19 protein-coding genes are annotated in these 20,038 nt (G+C 64.6%); 13 read left to right on the top strand and 6 right to left on the bottom strand.

Annotated features, from left to right (window positions below; all coding sequences use genetic code 11):
- Nucleotides 1-255: 255 nt before the first annotated feature.
- The 6 genes from IGW03_RS07280 to IGW03_RS07305 form a co-directional block, all read right to left on the bottom strand.
- A complete protein-coding gene (locus tag IGW03_RS07280; protein WP_194721867.1) occupies nt 256-1,698 on the bottom strand; it encodes an efflux transporter outer membrane subunit in 1,443 nt (480 codons plus the stop codon).
- Nucleotides 1,695-2,600 (bottom strand): efflux RND transporter periplasmic adaptor subunit, encoded by a 906-nt coding sequence (locus IGW03_RS07285; protein ID WP_194721868.1) that lies wholly within the window; start codon nt 2,598-2,600, stop codon nt 1,695-1,697. Before IGW03_RS07285 ends, IGW03_RS07280 begins: the two co-directional genes overlap by 4 nt.
- 7 nt (nt 2,601-2,607) lie before the next feature.
- Nucleotides 2,608-2,817 (bottom strand): DUF1656 domain-containing protein, encoded by a 210-nt coding sequence (locus IGW03_RS07290; protein ID WP_194721869.1) that lies wholly within the window; start codon nt 2,815-2,817, stop codon nt 2,608-2,610.
- Nucleotides 2,814-4,880 carry an FUSC family protein gene (locus tag IGW03_RS07295; RefSeq protein ID WP_194721870.1) on the bottom strand — a complete coding sequence of 689 codons (2,067 nt, stop codon included), beginning with the start codon at nt 4,878-4,880 and terminating at the stop codon, nt 2,814-2,816. Before IGW03_RS07295 ends, IGW03_RS07290 begins: the two co-directional genes overlap by 4 nt.
- Before the next feature lie 37 nt (nt 4,881-4,917).
- The gene (locus tag IGW03_RS07300; protein ID WP_194721871.1) at nt 4,918-5,376 is read right to left on the bottom strand and encodes a MarR family winged helix-turn-helix transcriptional regulator; all 459 of its coding nucleotides are present in this window, start codon (nt 5,374-5,376) and stop codon (nt 4,918-4,920) included.
- Nucleotides 5,377-5,528: 152 nt separating this feature from the next.
- Complete coding sequence (locus IGW03_RS07305; RefSeq protein WP_194721872.1) at nt 5,529-6,362, bottom strand: DUF4142 domain-containing protein; 834 nt, start codon at nt 6,360-6,362, stop codon at nt 5,529-5,531.
- A gap of 169 nt (nt 6,363-6,531) precedes the next feature.
- Between IGW03_RS07305 and IGW03_RS07310 the strand changes: the two genes are divergently transcribed.
- The 13 genes from IGW03_RS07310 to IGW03_RS07370 all read left to right on the top strand — a co-directional run bounded on the left by IGW03_RS07310 (nt 6,532) and on the right by IGW03_RS07370 (nt 19,836).
- Nucleotides 6,532-7,929 (top strand): cytochrome ubiquinol oxidase subunit I, encoded by a 1,398-nt coding sequence (locus tag IGW03_RS07310; protein ID WP_194721873.1) that lies wholly within the window; start codon nt 6,532-6,534, stop codon nt 7,927-7,929.
- On the top strand, nt 7,926-8,939 hold the full coding sequence (gene cydB, locus IGW03_RS07315) for a cytochrome d ubiquinol oxidase subunit II (RefSeq protein ID WP_194721874.1): 1,014 nt from the start codon (nt 7,926-7,928) through the stop codon (nt 8,937-8,939). The genes IGW03_RS07310 and cydB overlap by 4 nt, the downstream gene beginning before the upstream one ends.
- Nucleotides 8,940-9,048: 109 nt before the next feature.
- The gene (locus IGW03_RS07320; RefSeq protein WP_194721875.1) at nt 9,049-9,702 is read left to right on the top strand and encodes a DUF3306 domain-containing protein; all 654 of its coding nucleotides are present in this window, start codon (nt 9,049-9,051) and stop codon (nt 9,700-9,702) included.
- Entirely contained in the window at nt 9,699-11,813 is a 2,115-nt protein-coding gene (locus tag IGW03_RS07325) for a 4Fe-4S binding protein (protein WP_194721876.1), read from the top strand. The genes IGW03_RS07320 and IGW03_RS07325 overlap by 4 nt, the downstream gene beginning before the upstream one ends.
- A gap of 137 nt (nt 11,814-11,950) precedes the next feature.
- Entirely contained in the window at nt 11,951-12,646 is a 696-nt protein-coding gene (locus IGW03_RS07330) for a TorD/DmsD family molecular chaperone (RefSeq protein ID WP_194721877.1), read from the top strand.
- Between the two features lie 23 nt (nt 12,647-12,669).
- A complete protein-coding gene (locus tag IGW03_RS07335; protein WP_194721878.1) occupies nt 12,670-12,882 on the top strand; it encodes a formate dehydrogenase in 213 nt (70 codons plus the stop codon).
- Nucleotides 12,883-13,179: 297 nt separating this feature from the next.
- A complete protein-coding gene (locus IGW03_RS07340; RefSeq protein ID WP_194721879.1) occupies nt 13,180-16,059 on the top strand; it encodes a formate dehydrogenase subunit alpha in 2,880 nt (959 codons plus the stop codon).
- 217 nt (nt 16,060-16,276) lie between these two features.
- Nucleotides 16,277-17,026 carry a formate dehydrogenase FDH3 subunit beta gene (gene fdh3B, locus IGW03_RS07345; protein WP_194722026.1) on the top strand — a complete coding sequence of 250 codons (750 nt, stop codon included), beginning with the start codon at nt 16,277-16,279 and terminating at the stop codon, nt 17,024-17,026.
- Complete coding sequence (locus IGW03_RS07350; RefSeq protein ID WP_194721880.1) at nt 17,023-17,262, top strand: hypothetical protein; 240 nt, start codon at nt 17,023-17,025, stop codon at nt 17,260-17,262. The genes fdh3B and IGW03_RS07350 overlap by 4 nt, the downstream gene beginning before the upstream one ends.
- A 30-nt stretch (nt 17,263-17,292) precedes the next feature.
- Entirely contained in the window at nt 17,293-18,447 is a 1,155-nt protein-coding gene (locus IGW03_RS07355; RefSeq protein ID WP_228535177.1) for a formate dehydrogenase subunit gamma, read from the top strand.
- Nucleotides 18,448-18,458: 11 nt separating this feature from the next.
- The gene (locus IGW03_RS07360) at nt 18,459-18,938 is read left to right on the top strand and encodes a hypothetical protein (protein ID WP_194721881.1); all 480 of its coding nucleotides are present in this window, start codon (nt 18,459-18,461) and stop codon (nt 18,936-18,938) included.
- 24 nt (nt 18,939-18,962) lie between these two features.
- Nucleotides 18,963-19,331 (top strand): hypothetical protein, encoded by a 369-nt coding sequence (locus IGW03_RS07365; protein WP_194721882.1) that lies wholly within the window; start codon nt 18,963-18,965, stop codon nt 19,329-19,331.
- Between the two features lie 61 nt (nt 19,332-19,392).
- Complete coding sequence (locus IGW03_RS07370; RefSeq protein WP_194721883.1) at nt 19,393-19,836, top strand: DUF3305 domain-containing protein; 444 nt, start codon at nt 19,393-19,395, stop codon at nt 19,834-19,836.
- Nucleotides 19,837-20,038: the final 202 nt, after the last annotated feature.

Consider the following 20,038-nt stretch of genomic DNA (forward strand, 5'->3'; position numbering starts at 1 on the left):
CCCGCCTGAGTCCGCACGTGCCATGTAGCTCCTTCCCCTTCAAGGGGAAGGTTGGGATGGGGATGGGGTACAGCTGCGTGCTTTGCTTTGTACCCCATCCCCACCCTAACCCTCCACCTCGCCGGCCGCCCTTGAAGGGGAGGGAACGTCAAGGTCTTGACGAAGTGCGGGGCATCCTTAACGTCTACCGGAGGGGTGAGGATAAAGAACAGACAACCGCCACTACCCAATCCACCGGCAAGGCACAGCAAAAAATCACTGCGCCGAAGCGCCGTCCTCTCCTTCCCAACCTCCGCCCAACGCCAGGAACAACGCAATCTGGTTCGTGGCCAGTTGCGCATCCGAGGCCGCCAGCGCACTTTCGCTGCTTGCCAGCGTGCGGTCGGCGTCGAGTGTGGTCAGGAATTCGGTTCGGCCGTAGCGATACAGCGTGCGCGCCTGCTGCGCGGCAAGTTCGCTCTGGTCACGCGCCTGCCTGAGGGCGGCGTTGCGGTCCAGCTCCTGCGCATAGGCGGTCAGGGCGGTCTCGGTTTCGCGCAGGGCGTTGAGCACGGCCGCATCGAAGCGGGCGAGCGCGGCGTCGCTGCCGGCGCGCGCCTGCGCGATGCGGCTGCGGACGCCGCGCGTCGGCAGGCTCCATGAAATCAGGGGACCCAGGCTCCAGCGGTAGGTCGCGGCGCTGCCGAACTGGCCGAGCGCGCCGCTGCTGCCCGCCGACAGCCCGAGGCTGATCGAGGGATAGAGGTCGGCGGTGGCGACGCCGATGCGCGCCACCGTGCCCGCCAGCGCGCGTTCGGCCTGGCGGATGTCGGGACGGCGGCGCAGCAGCGCGGCGCCGTCGCCGACCGGAATGGGCGTGGTCAGGTGCGGCGCGGCATCGCATGCGGCGATCGATGCCGGCAAAGCAGCCGGCGGCCTGCCGGTCAGCACCGCGAGGCGGTAAAGGGCACTGCGCTGCTGGGTCTGCAGCGGCGGAACGGCGGCCCGAAGCTGTTCCAGCTGGCTGCGGGCGCGGCTGACATCGAGCGCGGTGCCGCGTCCGGCCTGCGTACGCTCGCCGGTGAGGCGCACCACGTCCCCTTGCAGCGACAGCGATTTTTCCGCCACTGCGATCTGGCGCCGCGCCGAGCAGGCATCGGCGAAGGCGCGCGCGGTATCGGCGGCGACTGTGACCCTTGCCAGGTCGTAGGCGGCCGCGGCAGCGTCGGCATCTGCGCCGGCGGCTTCCACGGCACGGGCAATCTTGCCGAACAGGTCGAGCTGATAGGACACGCTGATGCCGGCGTCATAGGAACCGGATGAGGACAGCGGGCCGGGCAAGCCCTTGGCAGCGGCGGAAGGACGGCCGTAAGCCGGTGCAGCACTGACGCCGGCCGCCGGATGGCCTGCGGCTTCCGCTTCCTCGCGCAACGCGCGGGCGCGTGCAAGATTGGCCGCAGCGGCCCGCAGGTCGGTATTGGCCTGCAGCGCCTGCTCGACTAGGCCGTCCAGCGTGGCGTCATGGTACAGGTGCCACCAGCGCGGCGGCAGCGGCGCGCTGGTGAACGCAGGGTTTCCCGCATTGGCGAAGTCCTGCCCGACGTCGTCGCGGCGCGCCGCGGCTTGCTGCGGCACCTCGTAATCGGGACCGACCATGGCGCAGCCGCCCAGCAGCACCAGGAATGCAAGGAGGGCTGGCAGCAGATAACGCTTCATCATGGTTTCGCCGACGCCGTCTTGTCAGCCTGCGCGCGATCGGAAGGCAGCACCGCCACCGTCGCGGTCTGGCCCGCTATCAGCCGCACGCCGGCGGGCACGCCGTCGAGCGCGATGCGCACCGGGATGCGCTGCGCCAGCCGCACCCAGTTGAAGGTGGGATTGATGTTGGGCAGCAGATTGCTGCCGGTGCTGCGGTCGCGGTCGAAGATGCCTTCGGCAATGCTTTCGACGCGGCCTGCGAGCGCTTCCCGGTGCCCCATCAGCACCACGCGGGCGCGGTCGCCGACATGGATGCCGCCGAGCTTGGTTTCCTCGAAATAGCCTTCGACATAAAAGCCGTTTCGGTCCACCACCGCCAGCACCGCACGGCCGGCGCTCACGTACGCGCCGGCCTGCAGATCGAGATTGGTCACATAGCCGCTGACCGGCGACACGACCCGGGTGCGGTCGAGATTGAGCCTGGCGACATCGCGGCTGACGACGGCCTGCTCCAGCGCGGCGCGGATCTGGTCGACCTTGGCCAGGCTTTGCTCCCGCGCTTCCTGCGCCACCAGGTCGCGCAGCTGGACGTTGCGCCGGGCTTCCTTCTCGGCCTGGGCGAGCGCGGTCTGCTGCGCCTGCACCGCTGCCTGCGCCTGCCGCAGCGCCAGTTCGAAGCGGGCGCGGTCGACGTCGAACAGCACGTCGCCGGCCTTGACCGCCTGGTTGTCGCGCACATGCACATTTGTCACCAGCCCGGTGATGTCGGGCGCAACCTGCACCACATTGGTCTTGACGCGGCCGTCGCGCGTCCAGGGTTCAAGTTCGTAGTGCTTCCACAGCTGCACTGCGGCGAACAGGGCGGCGGCGACGGCGAGAAGCGTGATGCTGATGCGGCCGATGGCCGGCATGGATATCTTCATGGCGAACTCAATAGAAACCGGGCGAGGTTAAATGGCTGGCAAGCGCCAGCACGATCATGAACAGCGCGGCATCGAACAGCGCGGGATGCCAGACCAGGCGGTAGAAACCGAAGCGCGCCAGCATCCAGGACAATGCCTTCGTCGCGATCAGCGACAGCAGGCACAGCACCAGCAGCCAGGGCACGTAGATGCCGACGACACTGAGTTCCCCGATCATGCGCCTGCTCCCTGCTGGGATGAATAAGGAGGCGCGGCGGGAAACATGTCGCGCCGGATGCCGACCAGCGCGGCGACCGCCTCGCGCTGCGCCGAAGCGCAGGCCGCACGCAAGGTCTCGTCCAGGCGCGACAGCAGGCCCGGTTCAGCCGCCGCGGGCTGCTCGGGACGCTGACGAAAATGCTCAGACAGGCCGTCGATCAGCGACTGCATCGCCAGCGCGCCGGTTTCCGTGCGGGTGTGCACGGCAAGCAGCTGGCTCAGGTTCAGGCCGATGCGCAGATCGCCGAGCGCATCGACAGCCGCGAGGTCGGCCGCATCATCGCGCGTGCCGGCCATTGCCAGGCGCGGCGTGAGCAGGCCGATGCGGTCCACCATGCGGGCCGTGACCTCGGACACCGAAGGCTTGCGGCCTTCCTGTCCCATGGCCGCAAGCTCCTTCCATCCCGCATGCAGCAGGCGGCGCGCGGTCCAGCCGGCGCTGACGCTGCGCAGCAGCCTCGTGAAAATCACCGCGGCGCCGATGCCGATGATCTGGCCCAGCATGCTGTTGATGAAGGACACCATGTCGGCAGTGCCGGTATCGTGCATGCTGAGCGTGCCGGCCACGCCGAACAGGAAGGCCATGGCCTTGCCGGTGGTTGCCGGCCGTGCGATGAAGACGCCGAGCAGCAGGAACAGCGGCGCGGTGACCAGCACCAGCATTTCGAAGCTGTGAATCGCGGGCAGCACCGCCAGCAGATAGAACGCCGACACCGGGATGGAGTAGATGGTGAACTTGAGGAACAGCATGATGCCCGGCACCGGATCGTCCTGGGTGGCGAAGAAGCAGCAGAACACGGCCGCCATCATGGCCGCCGCCGAACCTGCCGGCCAGGCAGTGACAATCCAGAATGCGCAGCAGGATACGATGGCGATCACCGCGGCCGCCGACGACAGCAGCGCCAGTCCGTAGTCGCGGTGCAGGATGCGCGGCGACAACCGCGTGCGTCCGGTGTCGGCGCGCACGCCGGCATCGCGCAATCCGGTATCCACGGTGCGCCGCAGGCGCCGGCATTCCTGCCAGAGGCCGACCAGCGAATTCAGACGTGAAAACAGATTGACCTGCACCACCGTGCTCCAGCTCGCATCCGCATGCACGGCGGGCGCGGCTTCCTCGATGCGGCGGCGCAGGCGTGCGGCGGTCTTCTCTTCTTCGGCGGCATCGCCGATGTCCTGCCTGATCCACTTCGCGATGTCTTCAAGCAACGCGCGCCACGCTCTCGTTTCGGAGCGGCCGGGCTCCGTTTCACTCAGCGCGCTCAGCGCATTCAGCACCCCAATGCGATCCTGGATGCCGGAGAGGAAAGGAATCATTTCGGCCAGCCTGTCCTGCAGCGCGCCTACCGCATCCGCGGTCCAGCGCAGGTGCGAGGTATCGAAGGGCAGATGGGTGGCCATCAGGCGCAGTTCGGTGATGTCGGCCGCAAGCTTGCGCCGGTCGAGCGTGCCTTGTGTGGAGGTGGCCGGCGCCAGAAGGTCGAGCGTCCACTGGCGCGCGTCGGCGAGCGCGTGATCGAGCCGCGCCAGCAGCACCGGCCCCAGGCTCTGCGGAAACAGCAGGCTGTGAACCACGGTGCCGCAGGCGATGCCGAGCATGATTTCCTCCACCCGCGCCACCGCCACGTCGAACACGGTGGCCGGCTCGCCGACCACCGGAAAGCCGATCAGCGCGGCGGTATAGCCGGCCAGCATGAAAACATATGAACGCGGCGTGCGGTCGAGCAGCGAAATGTAGAGGCAGATGCCGACCCACACCGCGAGCGCCAGCGACAGCAGTTCCGGCGCATTGGCCATTCGCGGCACCAGCAGCACCGTCGCCGTCGAGCCGAGCAGCGTTCCGCCGAAGCGGTACAAGGCCTTGGAGCGCACCGCACCCGATAGCGGATTGGCCACCACGTAGGCGGTCAGCATGGCCCAGAACGGACGCGGCAGGCCGATGCTCATCGCGATATACAGCGCAAGCATCGCCGCAAAAAAGCTCTTGAACGAAAACAGCAGTTCCGGAACGGTGGGGGATTTCATGTTGTTCTTATTGGCGCAGCACGCGAGACTCGGTGGCTCAGCCCGCGTCAGCTTCCTTGTAGGCAGCGATCGAAGCGCTCAATCCGGACAGCACGCGCAGGCAGGCGTCGACATCCTCGCGCGGCACGCCCTGAAACAGCGCGCGCCGGAAAGGTATCAGCGCCTTTTCCATCTTCGCCGCGCGCTTGCGGCCTTCCGCGGTCAGGTGCAGCGTGCGGGCGCGGCGGTCGTTCGCGTCTTCGTTGCGCTCCACCAGGCCGGCATCGATCAGCTGGTCCACCACCCGCACCAGCGAGGACGGTTCCAGCCCGAGCGCCTCGGCAACCGCGCCGGGACGCACGCCGTCGCCGAGGCGGCCGATCATGATCACCGGCCAGGCGGTGGCCTGGGAAAGACCGAAGTCGGATGCCATGCGGTCGGCAGCGGACTTGTATTCACGCGCCACCTGATTGATCGCCATGGTCAGCGACATCAGCTGCAGATCCAGTTTTTCCATTACATGCACAAATTAGTTTGCATGCGAAATATTAGCATACAAAACCAATTTGCTCTCGCAGAGTCCTTGTCGCGCCGGCAGCAGTAATCACGATGCTTGCCGCCCTGGCAACTGCGGCGGCCTAGTGTGCCTGGTGTTATGCCTTGTCTGCCCTATTTCTTCTGCCCGCCGGCAGTACTGGAAATGTCCGCGTTGCCCTTGTTGCCGCTGTTGTTGTCGGTCTGCTGGCTGGCCGATCCCGGGGGCGCCTGCACGCTGGTCGATTGCCCGGCCGTCACCGACGACTGCACGGCCGCAGCCGCCGAAGCGGGATCGTCGGCCATCTGCTGGGCCAGCTGCAGATGCTTGCCGACAATGGGCAGCACATTGTTCGCATAGGCTTTCAGTTCGGGCGCTTCTGCACGCGACGCCGCTTCCTTGAACAGCGCCTGCGACTGCTGATGCAGGGCAAGGCCGGCTTCGGCGTGGTACATCTGGTTGAACTGCTTGCCGGTGGCGAGCGCCAGCTTGTGCAGCAGCGACGCCTGCTCGGTCTCGACGCCGCCCGGCAGGATCACGTCGGCGCGGCGCGCCAGCAGGCGCAGTTCGTCGAGCGCCTTGCCGTGTTCCTCGAGCATCTTTTCCGCGTAGCCGCGCAAGGCCTTGTCGTCCGATATCGCGGTGGCGAGCGCCGCCGTCTTGATCTCGGCCAGATGCGCTTGGGCCATCTGCCGCATCAGCTTGCTGTCGGCTTTGCCGACCTGGAGCTTCTGCATTTGTCCGGTACCGGACATAGTGCCGTGCTGGTTGCCTTTCGGGTCGCCCAGCGCATTGGTGCGCCCGCCGCTAGACAGCGTGCCGCCTGCCGAAGGCGCGGTCTGCGCGCTGGACGTGCCCTTGTCTTGCGGCGTCTGCGCATGTGCATATGCTGCGAGTGCAAGGGGGAGCACCAGCGCGCAGGCGCGCAGCCGGAATGAAAGCGTGTGATGAAGGTAAAGACGTGTCATGCCGTTCTCCTGCTCGAATCCACTCAAGCATTGACAGGCGCCGGAACTTTCAGTTGCCGATTAGGCCATATGAAAAACATGAACGGATAACGCGCCGGATCGGGCAGTCCTGCCTGACATGGATGCACGGCATATCCACGCCGCCGATTCATCCCCCATGGAGCGCTGGATGGAAACCATTGCAGGCATCGACGCCACGCTGCTGTCACGCATTCAGTTCGCCTTTACGATCTCCTTCCACATCATCTTTCCTTCGTTCACGATCGGGCTGTCAGCCTTCATCGCGACGCTGGAGGTGCGCTGGCTCTACAGCGGCAAGCAGCACTTCCATACGCTCGCGCGCTTCTGGACCAAGATCTTCGCGGTGTCGTTTGCAATGGGCGTGGTGTCGGGCATCGTGATGGAGTACCAGATCGGCACCAACTGGAGCAAGTTCGCGCAGATCATCGGCAACACGCTCGGCCCGCTGTTCAGCTATGAGGTGCTGACCGCATTCTTCCTCGAAGCGAGCTTTCTCGGCATCATGCTGTTCGGCTGGAACCGGTTCCCGCCATGGCTGCATACCATGGCGTCCATCATCGTTGCCTTCGGCACCGCCCTGTCCGGCTTCTGGATCCTGTCGGCCAACAGCTGGATGCATACGCCGGCCGGCTTCGCGATGCAGGACGGCATCACTTATCCGGTCGACTGGTCGGACATCATCTTCAACCCCAGCTTTCCCTACCGCTTCACGCACATGATGATCGCCACCTACATCACCACCTCGCTGGTGGTGCTGGCGACCGGCGCGCGCTATCTGCTGCGCAGGGAATTCCTCACAGAAGCGAAGACCATGGTGCACATGGGCCTGGGCATGCTGGCCATCCTCGCGCCGCTGCAGGCGCTGGTCGGCGACCTGCACGGCCTGAACACGCAGAAGCACCAGCCGGCGAAGATTGCGGCGATCGAGGCGCACTGGGACGGCTCCAAGCCGGCCGACCTGATCCTGTTTGCCTGGCCGGACGAAAGGAACGAGCGCAACCTGTACGAGGTCGGCATTCCCAACCTCGGCAGCCTGATCATCACCCATGAATGGGAAGGGCGCTTCCCCGGCCTGCTGCAATTCAAGCCGGAAGACCGTCCGCCGGTGAAGCCGGTGTTCTTCATGTTCCGGCTGATGGTGGGACTGGGCTTCCTGTTCATCGGCATCGGCTTCCTCGGCGTCTTCCTGTGGTGGCGCAAGCGGCTGTACGAGGCGCGCTGGTTCCTGCGCCCGCTCGGCCACGCCTGGCCGCTCGGCTTCATTGCGCTGCTGGCCGGCTGGATGGTGACCGAGATCGGGCGCCAGCCCTGGGTCGCCTACGGCGTGCTGCGCACCGCCGACGCGGTGTCGCCGGTGACGGCGGCCTCGGTGCTGGTGTCGCTCGCGCTGTTCGTGCTGGTGTACTGCGTGGTGTTTTCCATCGGCATCTGGTACATCAGCCGCATGATCCTGAAAGGGCCGCAGCATGTGCCGGCCGATCCGGAAGCCCTGCCGAACCGTCCGCTGTCGGCGGCGCAGGAAACCGCCAAGGAGGCTTCGACATGAGCGAAGTGTCGGATACCCTGCCGATCATCCTGGCGCTGCTGACCGGCTTTGCGGTGGCGATGTATGTGGTGCTGGACGGTTTCGACCTCGGCATCGGCATTCTCTTTCCTTTTTTCAAGAAGGAAGAGGAGCGCGACCAGATCATGAATTCCGTCGCGCCTTTCTGGGACGGCAACGAAACCTGGCTGGTGCTCGGCGGCGTGAGCCTGTGGGCCGGCTTTCCGAAAGCCTTCGCGGTCATCCTGCCGGCGCTGTACATGCCGGTCATCATCCTGCTGCTGGCGCTGATCTTCCGCGGCGTCGCCTTCGAGTTCCGCTGGGTGGCCAAGCCGCATCATCGCCTGTGGGACCTTTCCTTCGCCGCCGGCTCCATCCTTGCATCCTTCGCGCAAGGCGTGATTCTCGGCGGCCTGCTGCAGGAAATCACCGTCAAGGATTACCAGTTCGCCGGCGGCCCGCTCGACTGGCTGACGCCGTTCAGCCTCATGTGCGGCTTCGCGGTGGTGGTCGGCTATGCGCTGCTGGGCGCGGCATGGCTGATGATGAAGGCGGTCGGCGACGTGGAAGCGCGCGCTCGCCATCTCGGCACGCCGCTGCTGCTGGGCCTCTTGGCCTTCATCGGCATCGTCAGCGTTTGGACGCCGCTGCAGATCGGGCGCATCGCCGAGCGATGGTTCAGCATGCCCAACATCCTGTTCATGATCCAGATTCCGGTGGCCACCGCGCTGACCGCCTGGCTGTGCTGGTACGGCATCCGCAGCAAGCGGCCCATCATGCCGTTCGCCTCGGCGGTCGGCCTGTTCCTGCTGGCCTATCTCGGGCTGGTGATTTCCAATGCGCCCTATCTCGTGCCGCCGTCGATGACGATCTGGGAGAGCGCGTCGCATCCGGCATCGCAGATCTTCTACCTGATCGGAGCGTCGATCCTGCTGCCGATGATCCTGATCTATACGGTGCTGGTGTTCTGGCTGTTTCGCGGAAAGATCAGGCCGGGAGAGGGCTATCACTGATATGGGTGCATGTCATGGGCGCAGGCTTGTCATCGCTCAAACGATTCCATGGCTGATTGTTTACGCTCAAGGCAAGTTTATGGATACCCTATGAAACCGGCATCATTTCATGTCTGAAAGTTTTTTCCGGCGCTGGTCGCGCCGCAAGGCCGAGCAGGCGCAGGACGAGGACAGCGCGGCCAATGATCGGCTCCCTCTTTCCGAATCCTCCGCGGAGAATGCGCCTCAAGCCGGCACTGCGGCATCGGCTGCAGGCAAGCCCTCGCTGCCGTCGATGAAAGATGTCGCATCGCTTGCGCCCGACGCTGACTATTCGGCCTTTCTTGCCAGAGGCGTGGACAAGGCCGTGCATCGTGCTGCAATGAAGAAGCTGTTTTCCGACCCGCACTTCAATGTAATGGATGGTCTCGATATATATATCGACGATTACACCAAGCCCTCTCCCTTGCCCCCCGGCATGCTGGCGGCTCTGCAGCATGCGAAGAGCACGCTGGACCCGAAGCCGCTCTACAAGACGCAGGAAGAGGAAGATGAGGAACGGCGGCTTGCAGGGCAAGACGGCGGCATCGAGAACGGCCATCCGAATGATGGAGAAGACCACGGCGACGGCGGCGAAGCGATCGAAGATGATGCGCCCGTGCAAGCCGATGCCGATACCGCTAACGAAACGCGTGCGCACCATGCAGACGAAGATCCGCTTCCTTCCGAACTGATACCGATGCAGGAAGCGCCTGTCACACCTAAGGAATCCCCTTCCCCATGACCACCAAGTTCCATGTCTGCAACTGCAACCGCACCATGCCGCTCAATGCCGTGTCCGGCCAGCGCATCGGTGACGCGCTCGGCTGCGGGCCGCTGCCGGTTGCCAGCCAGCTTTGCGGCCGCGATGCCGGCGCCTATCTCGAATCGATCAAGGGCGTCGATGACGTCGTCGTCGCCTGCACCCAGGAACGTGCGCTGTTCCGGGAGCTCGCCGACGAAGGCGGGTCGGTGGCGCCGCTGCGCTTCGTCAATATCCGCGAGACCGGAGGCTGGGGCGCACAGTCCTATGCGGCGCTGCCCAAGATGGCGGCGCTGCTGGCCGATGCGGCACGTTCTCTGCCGCAGGCCCTGCCCACCGTCAGCTATGCGTCGCAGGGCCGGGTGCTGATCGTCGGCGGCGCCCAGACTGCGCTCGGCTGGGCCGAGCAGTTGCAGGACACTCTCAGCGTGGCGGTGCTCATCACCGGCGGCACCGACGCGGAGCGCGTCACGGCATTGCCGACCGAGCGCGCCTATCCGGTATTCAGCGGCGGCGGCATCGAAGTGCAGGGATGGCTGGGCGCATTCCAGGTCACTTGGCGTCAAAGCAATCCCATCGACCTCGACCTGTGCGTACGCTGCAATGCCTGCGTGGACGCCTGCCCGGAGGGCGCAATCAGCCTGCTGTACCAGATCGATGAAGACAAATGCCGTCGCCACGGCGATTGCGTGCAGGCATGCGGCCCCGTCGAGGCCATCAGCTTCACCCGCAATGATGATCTCAGGAGCGGCGACTACGACCTGATCTTCGACCTGTCGGATACGCCGCTGCTAAAAATGCATCAGCCTCCGCACGGCTATTTCGCGCCGGGCGGCGACCTGCGCGCGCAGATGGCGGCAGCAGGCCGCCTGGCCCAGATGACCGGCGAATTCGAGAAGCCGAAATATTTCCAGTACAGGGAGCGCCTGTGCGCGCACGGCCGCAACAAGATTACCGGCTGCAATGCCTGCATCGACATCTGCTCGGCGCAGGCAATCCGCGCCGACGGTGACCGCATCCGCGTCGAGGCGCACCTGTGCGCCGGCTGCGGCGCCTGCGCCACGGTCTGCCCTTCCGGCGCGCTGGCCTATGCCAATGCCGACGTGCCCTATAACGCCAGGCGGATCAAGACGCTGCTCGATACCTTTGCCAGCGCCGGCGGCGAGCAGGCCTGTCTGCTTTTCTACGGACAGGAACACGGCGGCGCGCTCATCACGCAGCTCGGCCGGCTGGCCAGGGCAGGAAAATCCGTGAAGGGCTTGCCGGCGCGCGTGATCCCGTTCGAACTGCATCATCCGGCGTCGGCCGGCATCGACTTGTGGCTGGCGGCGGTCTGTTACGGCGCAACGCAAGTCTCTGTGCTGGTCACCGGGCGCGAGGCGCCGGAGTATGTTGCCGCGTTGGGAAAACAGATGGAGATTGCCCAGGCCATCCTGTCCGGCCTGGGCTACGGCGGCACGCATTTCACCCTGATCGAGGCCAGCGCGCCGCAGGAACTCGATGCGGCGCTGCAAGGCATGGCATCGGCCGAAGCGCCCGCCCGGGCGGCGGGCTTCCATCTCTTCGCGGAGAAGCGCAATTCGCTGGACTTCATATTCGATCACCTGTACAACCATGCGCCTTCAAGGATGGAAAGCATTGCGCTGCCGGCCGGCGCGCCCTTCGGCACCTTGTCGATCAACAAGGATGCCTGCACGCTATGCATGGCCTGCACCGGCAGCTGTCCGTCATCGGCGCTGCTGACCACGGCCGATCGCCCGCAATTGCGTTTCATCGAAAAGAATTGCGTGCAATGCGGCTTGTGCGCGAAGAGCTGCCCGGAACACGCGATCGAACTGGTTCCGCGGCTGGTTCCGCCGGAGAAGGCAAAGGCGACGGCTGTTCTCAATGAAGCGGAACCCTTCCACTGCATACGCTGCGGCAAGGCGATCGGCACGCTCAAGGCCATCGAAAACCTGCTCGGGCGTCTTGCCGGGCATGCCGCGTTCGAAGGCAGGCTTGACCGCATCAAGATGTGCGGCGACTGCCGCGTGGTCGACATGATGACGTCGAAGAAGCCGGATGCGATCGTTGACCTTGCACGTCCGAGATAACAGACAACAGGGCATAAGGGTCGCTTTGATATAGAACAAACCCACGTCGCCGTCATGTCGAAACCTGGCCTGGTGATGGAACATCTGCCCGCGTGCCGTTTCAATGACTATATCGTCAATGAAAACGCACATTCAGCATGCCCCCTTCGGACGCGGTGACCGGCGCCGCAAGCATTTCCCTTCCCCTGACGCAAGAAGACCAGGCTCGTGCCGACCTCTATGCATTGTGCGGCAGCCTGCTGCTGAAAGCGCCCGATGCCGCGCTGCTGGCCGCGCTCGCCGGCGCCGATTCGCTGCGCGCGCAGCAGGAAGGGCAGCCGCTCGACCAGGCATGGGAAAAGCTGGTGCTGGCCGCAGGACTGATCGATGCCGATGCAGTGAAGGAAGAGTTCGACGGATTGTTCATCAGCGTCGGCACGCCGCTGGTCAATCCCTACGCCTCGCACTACCTGGCCGGCTTCATGCATGAAAAGCCCCTGGCTGCACTGCGCGACGAACTGCGCGCGCTCGGCCTGGCGCGATCGCGCGGCGTCGGTGAACCGGAAGATCATCTCGGTGCGCTGTGTGAAGTCATGCGCGTACTCATCGCGGGAACGCCGGGGTCGTCGGGAATGCCGAGGCGCCCGCTGCAAACGCAAAAGGCCTTTTTCATCCGGCATATTTCGCCATGGCAGGCGCGCTGCCTGGACGACATCGGGCGGGCGGAATGCGCGAATTTCTACCGGCATGTCGCCGCATTCGCGGCGGCGTTTTTCGAGGTGGAGTTCCAGGCGTTCGAAATGGAAGACGATGAAGAGCAGGCCGATGCCGATGCATCGATCGAATTGCAGTAATGCAGTGAACAAGGAAAGAGAACATGAAGATGGCCAGTCATGATGCGAAACGCCGCATCTTTCTCAGCGCGGCGGCATGCGCACCCGTGGTCGCGGTGGCGGCACTGATCACCCGCACGCAAAGCGCGCCGGAAGTGCTGCTGCCGGAGGTGTCAGCGGACAAGACGGCGGGCAGCGTCGGTTATCACGAGACGGAGCATATTCGGAAGTATTACCGGTCGGCGGCGTATTTTTAGTTCGAGAGACATAGTTCTCGATTCGAAATAGAAGAAAGGAACCCCTCTCCCGCAAGCGGGGCGAAGGCAGGGTTTCGCAAACCATCGGTTTGCGCTGCCGTAGCCGGTTCGGCTTGCAAGCCGAACCGTGGGGCGCGGAGCGGGGGCAGGGGTGAGGGCGATTGCCAAGATCTTAGGTACTCTTGCAATCCCCCTCATCCCCAACCCTTCTCCCGCCTGCGGGAGAAGGGAGCCAACCCCATATCGGTAAATAGTTAACAGCATTTTTATTTGCTTAAGCACCCCACGGAGCGCTTCATGACGCTGGTAAAGAAGTCGAGCAGTGCAAACAATGTGCAAGGCGGCTCGCTGCGCAAGGGCCTGAACCGCATTGCCACTGCCACCATCAACCGGCGCGGCTTCCTGATCCACGCCGGTGTCACCGCGGGCGCGGGTCTGCTGGCGCGCCACCTGCCGTTCAACGTGATCGAGCCGGCGGCGGCCGCCGAACCCGTCAACACGGTGGGCCCCGCAAACACCGAACTCAAGCACACCGTCTGCAGCCACTGCTCGGTCGGCTGCTCGGTCGACGCCATCGTGCACAACGGCGTCTGGGTGCGCCAGGAAACCGCCTTCGATTCGCCCATCAACATGGGCGCGCACTGCGCCAAGGGCGCATCGGTGCGCGAGCACGGCCACGGCGAACACCGGCTCCGCTATCCGATGAAGCTGGTCAACGGCAAGTACCAGCGCATCAGCTGGGACCAGGCGCTCAACGAGGTCGGCGACAAGCTGCTGCAGCTGCGCCAGCAGGCGGGACCGGACTCCATCTTCTGGATCGGCTCCTCCAAGCACAACAACGAGCAGTCGTATCTGCTTCGCAAGTTCGTCTCGATGTGGGGCAGCAACAATACCGACCACCAGGCGCGCATCTGCCATTCCACCACCGTGGCCGGCGTCGCGCAGACCTACGGCTATGGCGCGATGACCAACTCCTTCAATGACCTCAGTCATTCGAAGGCGGTGCTGTTCATCGGCTCCAATCCGTCGGAAGCGCATCCGATCTCGATGCTGCATTTCCTGCATGCGAAGGAACTGGGCGCGAAGATGATCGTGGTCGATCCGCGCTTCACCCGCACCGCCCGCTTCGCGCATCACTATGTGCGCATCCGTCCCGGCACCGATATCGCCTTCGTCTGGGGCTTGCTGTGGCACATCTTCGAGAACGGCTGGGAAGACAAGGAATACATCGCCGCCCGCACCTACGGCATGGAAGAGGTGCGGCGCGAAGTGGCGAAATGGACGCCGCAGAAAGTCTCCGACGTGACCGGCGTGCCGGAAGCGGCGGTGCGCCAGGCGGCGGAGATGCTCGCCAAGAACAGGCCCTCTTCCGTGGTCTGGTGCATGGGCATCACCCAGCACCATGTAGGCACGGCCAACGTGCGCTCGCTTTCCATCCTGCAGCTGGCGCTGGGCAATATCGGCATCGCCGGCGGCGGCGCCAACATCTATCGCGGCCACGACAACGTGCAGGGCGCAACCGACGTCGGCCCCAATCCCGATTCGCTGCCCGGTTACTACGGCCTGGCCGAGGGCGCGTGGAAGCATTTCGCCAAGGTCTGGGGCGTGGAATACGACTGGCTGCTGTCGCGCTTCGGCTCCAAGGAGCTGATGGAAAAGCCGGGCACCACGGTGAGCCGGTGGTTCGACGGCGTGCTGGAAAAAAACGATTTCGTCGACCAGCCGAGCAACCTGCGCGCGGTGGTCTACTGGGGCCATGCGCCCAACAGCCAGACCCGCCTGCCCGACATGAAGGCGGCGATGCAGAAACTCGACATGCTGGTGGTGATCGATCCCTACCCGACCATGACTGCCGCCATGCACGGCCGCAAGGACGGCGTGTACCTGCTGCCGGCCACCACCCAGTTCGAGACACAAGGTTCCTGTACCGCCTCCAACCGCAGCATCCAGTGGCGCGAGCGCGTCATCCAGCCGCTGTTCGAATGCAAGACCGACCATGAAATCATGTACCTGTTTGCGAAGAAATTCGGTTTCGCGAACGAGCTGTGCACCAACATCAAGGTGGTCAACAACGAGCCGGTGATCGAAGACATTCTCCGCGAGATCAACCGCTCCTGCTGGACCATCGGCTACACCGGCTGCTCGCCGGAGCGGCTCAAGCTGCACATGCACAACAAGCACACCTTCAACCCGACCACGCTGCGCGCCGAGGACGGCCCCTGCAAGGGTGATTACTACGGCCTGCCGTGGCCGTGCTGGGGCACGCCGGAAATGAAGCATCCCGGCACGCCCATCCTGTACGACCTGTCCAAGCCGATCGCCGAAGGCGGCCTGCCCTTCCGCGCCAACTGGGGCGTGGAATACAAAGGCGAAAGCCTGCTGGCCGCCGACGGCTCGACCAACATGGACAGCGAGATCGATACCGGCTATCCGGAATTCGATCACATCTTCCTCAAGCGCCTCGGCTGGTGGGCCGAACTCACGCCTGAGGAGCAGGCAGCGGCCGAGGGCAAGAACTGGAAGACCGACCTGTCGGGCGGCATCATCCGCGTGGCCATCAAGCACGGCTGCGCGCCCTACGGCAATGCGCGCGCCCGCTGCCATGTCTGGAATTTCCCCGACCCGGTGCCGGTGCATCGCGAGCCGCTGATGAGCCCGCGCCGCGACCTGGTCAAGCAGTATCCGACCTACGACGACAAGGCCGCGTTCTGGCGCCTGCCGACGCTTTACAAGTCGGTGCAGGCCAAGGATTTCTCGAAGGACTATCCGCTCATCATGACCTCGGGCCGCCTGGTCGAATACGAGGGCGGCGGCGACGAGACGCGCTCGAACCCCTGGCTGGCGGAACTGCAGCAGGCGATGTTCGTCGAGATCAGCCCGCAGGATGCGATGCAGATCCGCGTGCAGACCAGGGATTTCGTCTGGGTCGAGACGCCGAGCGGCGCGCGGTTGAAGGTGCATGCGATGGTCACGCCGCGCGTGTCCCAGGGCACGGTCTGGATGCCGTATCACTTCGGCGGCTGGTGGATGGGCGAAGACCTGCGCAAGAATTATCCGGAGGGCGCCTCGCCTATCGTGCTGGGCGAGGCTGCCAATACCGGCTGGACCTACGGCTATGACGCAGTGACGATGATGCAGGAAACCAAGGTTTCGCTGTGCAGGGTGGTGCGGGTGTAGAAGGTATTTGCAAGCGGCCGGTTGGAAGCAGCAAAAGCAACAGGCTTCCGATGAGTTGTTCCCTCCCCTTCAAGGGGAGGGTTAGGGTGGGGATGGGTTAGTTCGGTGCATCAAAAATTTCTTCAAGCCTTTTCAAACCCATCCCCACCCCAGCCCTCCCCTTGAAAGGGAGGGGGCTCGATGAGGCGGACATCAAGGAGCAGCAATGGCAGCAAGAATGAAATTCATCTGTGACACCGAGCGCTGCATCGACTGCAACGGCTGCGTCACGGCCTGCAAGAACGAGCATGAAACGCCTTGGGGGGTGAACCGGCGGCGCGTGGTCACCATCAATGACGGCACGCCGGGAGAGCACTACATGTCGGTGGCCTGCATGCACTGCACCGACGCGCCCTGCATGGCGGTCTGTCCGACCGACTGCTTCTACCACACCGTCGACGGCATCGTGCTGCATGACAAGGACAAGTGCATCGGCTGCGGCTACTGCTCCCTCGCCTGCCCATTCGGTGCGCCTCAATTCCCCGACACCGGCGCCTTCAACCATCGCGGTAAGATGGACAAGTGCACCTTCTGCGCAGGCGGCCCCGAGCCCGACAACACGGAAGTCGAGTTCAAGAAATACGGCCGCAACCGCATCAGCGAAGGCAAACTGCCGCAGTGCGCGGAACAGTGCGGCACCAAGGCCCTGCTCGGCGGCGATGCCAATATCATCGCCGGCATCTACAAGCAGCGTGTCGATACCCGAGGCTACGGGCCCGAGCTGTGGGGCTGGGACATTGCCTACGAAAAGCGGCGCAATGCCGGTCCGAACGGGATTGGCAGCGGTTCCAACGGTCTTGAAAACGGCAATGGCAGCAATGGCGCCAATGGTGTCAACCGCAGCCACGACACCGGCGGCCCCGAAGGTCCCCGCACCAACCAGCTGCCGGACAACTTCCAGAACAATCCGAGGAGGCTGCCGACATGAAGCACGTTGCCAACCGACTGCGCCGCGCCAGATGGCTCGGCCTTGCCCTGCTGCCGCTGCTGCTCGCCGGCTGTCTCGAGGTCGAGCAGCATCCGCCGTGGCGAAACGGGGAGTACAACGGCAAGCCCGACGATCTGCCCCAGCGGGTCTATTACCACAACGACCGGCTGTCGTGGAACGCGGCGATCACCAACCGCAATCATCTGCAGAACGAGTATGAACGGACGCAGCCCTGATTATCAGATCCCCAAGCCGACCGGAGCCCGATGATGCCTTCCCACCATTTCCGTCAGCGCCTGTGGCTGCAGAGACAGCACATGCAGCAAATGCAGCACACACTGGCGCCCATGCCGCTGCTGTCCATCCTGCTGATGCTGCTGGCGCTGGCCCTCGGCTCCATCGCCCAGGCCGCCGTGCCCCACGAAAGCGCCAAGCCCGCCTATGCCGAAGAGCAGACCATCCTGCAGTCGGAAAAGGATGTGCCGGAACCCGGCTTCGGCTCCGCGAAATCCGGCCGCAATCATTTCGACCGCCACTTCATCATCCCGCCCGGCTACATGCCCGAGCAGGATGTGATCCTGCAGCGCGGCGGCAATACCTGGCGCCATCTGCGCAACGGCCCGATGGCAGCAATTGCCGGGACCATTCTTCTCGTCGTGCCGCTGCTGATCTTCGGCTTCTACCGCGCGGTGGGGCCGGCGGCGGAATCGCGCGGCGGAGGAAGGGAGATCCAGCGCTTCACCAGCTGGGACCGGACCGTGCATTGGGCCACGGCGATCACCTTCATCATTCTCGGCGTCTCGGGCCTGATCGTCATGTTCGGCAAGAAGGTGATATTGCCTTGGCTGGGGCACAGCGCGTATTACTGGGTCGCGCTGATCTCCAAGTACCTGCACAATTTCGTCGGCCCGCTGTTCATCGTCTGCTCGCTGCTGATGTTCTTCACCTTCCTGAGCCGCAATGTCTTCCGCCGCTGGGACTGGCAATGGATCAAGCGCGGCGGCGGCCTGATCAGACATGAGCACATTCCGGCCGGCTTCTTCAACGCCGGTGAAAAGATCTGGTTCTGGGGCGGCGTCACCCTCCTCGGGCTGCTGATGTCGATTACCGGGCTGATGCTCAATTTCCCGTATTTCAAGAACATCGGCGAAAACATCGGCCTCACGCGTTACTTGCTGCAGGTGGCCGACTACCTGCACATCATCGGCGCCACCCTCTATATCGCCGCAGCGATGGGCCACATCTACATCGGCACCTGGGGCACGCCCGGCGCCTATCACGCAATGCGGCACGGGACCGTCAATGAGGAATGGGCACAGGCGCATCACGAGCTCTGGTACAACGAGCTGCGCGACGGCCATGCCGGTGCACCTCCTCACCAGCCGCTGCCGCCCGGCGCACCGACCCACCCAAGGATCTGAGCAGGCACGACATGAGAACACGTATTACCGCACTTCCCCTGGTCGCCGTGGTGCTGGCGCTGACGCTGGCCGGCTGCAACAAGGACAGCCAGACAGCCGCTGACAACGGCATCAGGCAAACCAAGTTTCCCGGCCAGCTGTCTGCAGGCGGCGGCACCAGCGGCGAGGTCATGGCGCAAGCCTCGAACAGCAGCAAGGCCGGCGCACCGAGCGGCACGCCGGGCATACCGCAGGGCGCCGGCGGCAATACCGGCGGCGCGGCCATGGGCAACGTCGGCGCAACCGGCGCCAACGCCGGCCAGGAAGGCGTGCGCGGACAGGCGCCGGGCGGCACCGGCGTGGCGGGGACGCCCGGCATCCCGGAAGGCTCGGGCGGCACGCCCAGCGGCGCCGAGATGGGCGGCACCACGAGCGGAGCAGCCGCCACGCAGAACGCACCGGCACCGGGCGGCGCACCGCCTGCCGTGCCCGGCCAGGGAAGCGCCAAGTAACCGTTGAGAGACCAGGAGCATTGCATGCCATCTTCCGTATCGAAACCGCTGGCCGCCGCTGCTCTGGCTGCCCTGATTGCTGCCCCTGCCGCCGCCAAGCTGCCCGCGCCCACGCCCGAACAGCAGCAGGCCGCCGCTGCAAAAAAAGAGCAGGCGGCCGCCCAGACCGAAAAGGAGAAGAAGGAACTGACGGACTCCATGGAAAAAATCGCTTCCCGCTGGCGCGAACGCGCTGCCGCCAACGGCTGGGAAACGCATCCCCAGGTTTCCGCCACCGGACAAGCGCCGGGCGGTGCCGGCGCTGCCACGGCTGCGCCGCCGATACGCAGCGAAAAGGCAGGCACTGCACCCCCGAGCACCGACGTCAAGGATCCGGAAAAGAAAGGAAAATGAAGATGCGCATCCCGTTCATTCATCTATCGGCTTTCATTCCCGGACAGCGGGGAAGCGCATCATGCTGATGGCCAGCATGCCTGTCGCGGTCATCATGCAGCGCCGGTTCGTGGAACACCGCTGGGCTTCCACGATCAGCTGGTCGGTCGCCGGCGTGGTTGCCTGTCCGCCGGGACTGAGCGGCGTGCAGGCCCTGCAATGGTCGGACGACCAGGAGTCCTTCCTGCATCCGGGATTGCAGCTCGAACTGCATCGCGACGAGGACGACGGCTACTTCGAAAACTGGGCTGCGCCGCAGCCGCGCATTTTCGTGACCTGGCAGATGAAGGAAGAACGGGCGGTGCCGATCAGCGTCTCGGTCAGCTACGGCGAAGGCACGCGCATGCTCGATTCCGGCGACTGCGCGGATGGCGTGGACATGCCGCCGGATATCCACGCATGGCTGACGGCTTACCTGCAGGCGCACTACCAGCCCAAGCCGCGGCGCGGGCGGGAGCATGGGTGAGCTTGAAACTGCCTTGAATCAGCTTTTGATGACGAACACGCGTCGCCGTCGGCATGTGCCTGTTCAGTCGCGGCAAGGGCAGCCACTGCAGCAGCCACCGCAACCCCGCTTCCGGAACCTGGCGTTTTGCTTCAGCCTGAAGAGCCGTGAAATGAATGAGTTGACTTGCATGCCGTCCAAGTGCGGTGAATGCCAGACCTAC

This window comes from Noviherbaspirillum malthae (genome assembly GCF_015352985.1).
Lineage (GTDB): Bacteria > Pseudomonadota > Gammaproteobacteria > Burkholderiales > Burkholderiaceae_D > Noviherbaspirillum > Noviherbaspirillum malthae.

Coding starts and splice junctions, on each gene's coding strand:
- IGW03_RS07280 (WP_194721867.1), bottom strand. CDS start 1,698: ATGATGAAGCGTTATCTGCTGCCAGCCCTCCTTGCATTCCTGGTGCTG.
- IGW03_RS07285 (WP_194721868.1), bottom strand. CDS start 2,600: ATGAAGATATCCATGCCGGCCATCGGCCGCATCAGCATCACGCTTCTC.
- IGW03_RS07290 (WP_194721869.1), bottom strand. CDS start 2,817: ATGATCGGGGAACTCAGTGTCGTCGGCATCTACGTGCCCTGGCTGCTG.
- IGW03_RS07295 (WP_194721870.1), bottom strand. CDS start 4,880: ATGAAATCCCCCACCGTTCCGGAACTGCTGTTTTCGTTCAAGAGCTTT.
- IGW03_RS07300 (WP_194721871.1), bottom strand. CDS start 5,376: ATGGAAAAACTGGATCTGCAGCTGATGTCGCTGACCATGGCGATCAAT.
- IGW03_RS07305 (WP_194721872.1), bottom strand. CDS start 6,362: ATGACACGTCTTTACCTTCATCACACGCTTTCATTCCGGCTGCGCGCC.
- IGW03_RS07310 (WP_194721873.1), top strand. CDS start 6,532: ATGGAAACCATTGCAGGCATCGACGCCACGCTGCTGTCACGCATTCAG.
- cydB (WP_194721874.1), top strand. CDS start 7,926: ATGAGCGAAGTGTCGGATACCCTGCCGATCATCCTGGCGCTGCTGACC.
- IGW03_RS07320 (WP_194721875.1), top strand. CDS start 9,049: ATGTCTGAAAGTTTTTTCCGGCGCTGGTCGCGCCGCAAGGCCGAGCAG.
- IGW03_RS07325 (WP_194721876.1), top strand. CDS start 9,699: ATGACCACCAAGTTCCATGTCTGCAACTGCAACCGCACCATGCCGCTC.
- IGW03_RS07330 (WP_194721877.1), top strand. CDS start 11,951: ATGCCCCCTTCGGACGCGGTGACCGGCGCCGCAAGCATTTCCCTTCCC.
- IGW03_RS07335 (WP_194721878.1), top strand. CDS start 12,670: ATGAAGATGGCCAGTCATGATGCGAAACGCCGCATCTTTCTCAGCGCG.
- IGW03_RS07340 (WP_194721879.1), top strand. CDS start 13,180: ATGACGCTGGTAAAGAAGTCGAGCAGTGCAAACAATGTGCAAGGCGGC.
- fdh3B (WP_194722026.1), top strand. CDS start 16,277: ATGAAATTCATCTGTGACACCGAGCGCTGCATCGACTGCAACGGCTGC.
- IGW03_RS07350 (WP_194721880.1), top strand. CDS start 17,023: ATGAAGCACGTTGCCAACCGACTGCGCCGCGCCAGATGGCTCGGCCTT.
- IGW03_RS07355 (WP_228535177.1), top strand. CDS start 17,293: ATGATGCCTTCCCACCATTTCCGTCAGCGCCTGTGGCTGCAGAGACAG.
- IGW03_RS07360 (WP_194721881.1), top strand. CDS start 18,459: ATGAGAACACGTATTACCGCACTTCCCCTGGTCGCCGTGGTGCTGGCG.
- IGW03_RS07365 (WP_194721882.1), top strand. CDS start 18,963: ATGCCATCTTCCGTATCGAAACCGCTGGCCGCCGCTGCTCTGGCTGCC.
- IGW03_RS07370 (WP_194721883.1), top strand. CDS start 19,393: ATGCTGATGGCCAGCATGCCTGTCGCGGTCATCATGCAGCGCCGGTTC.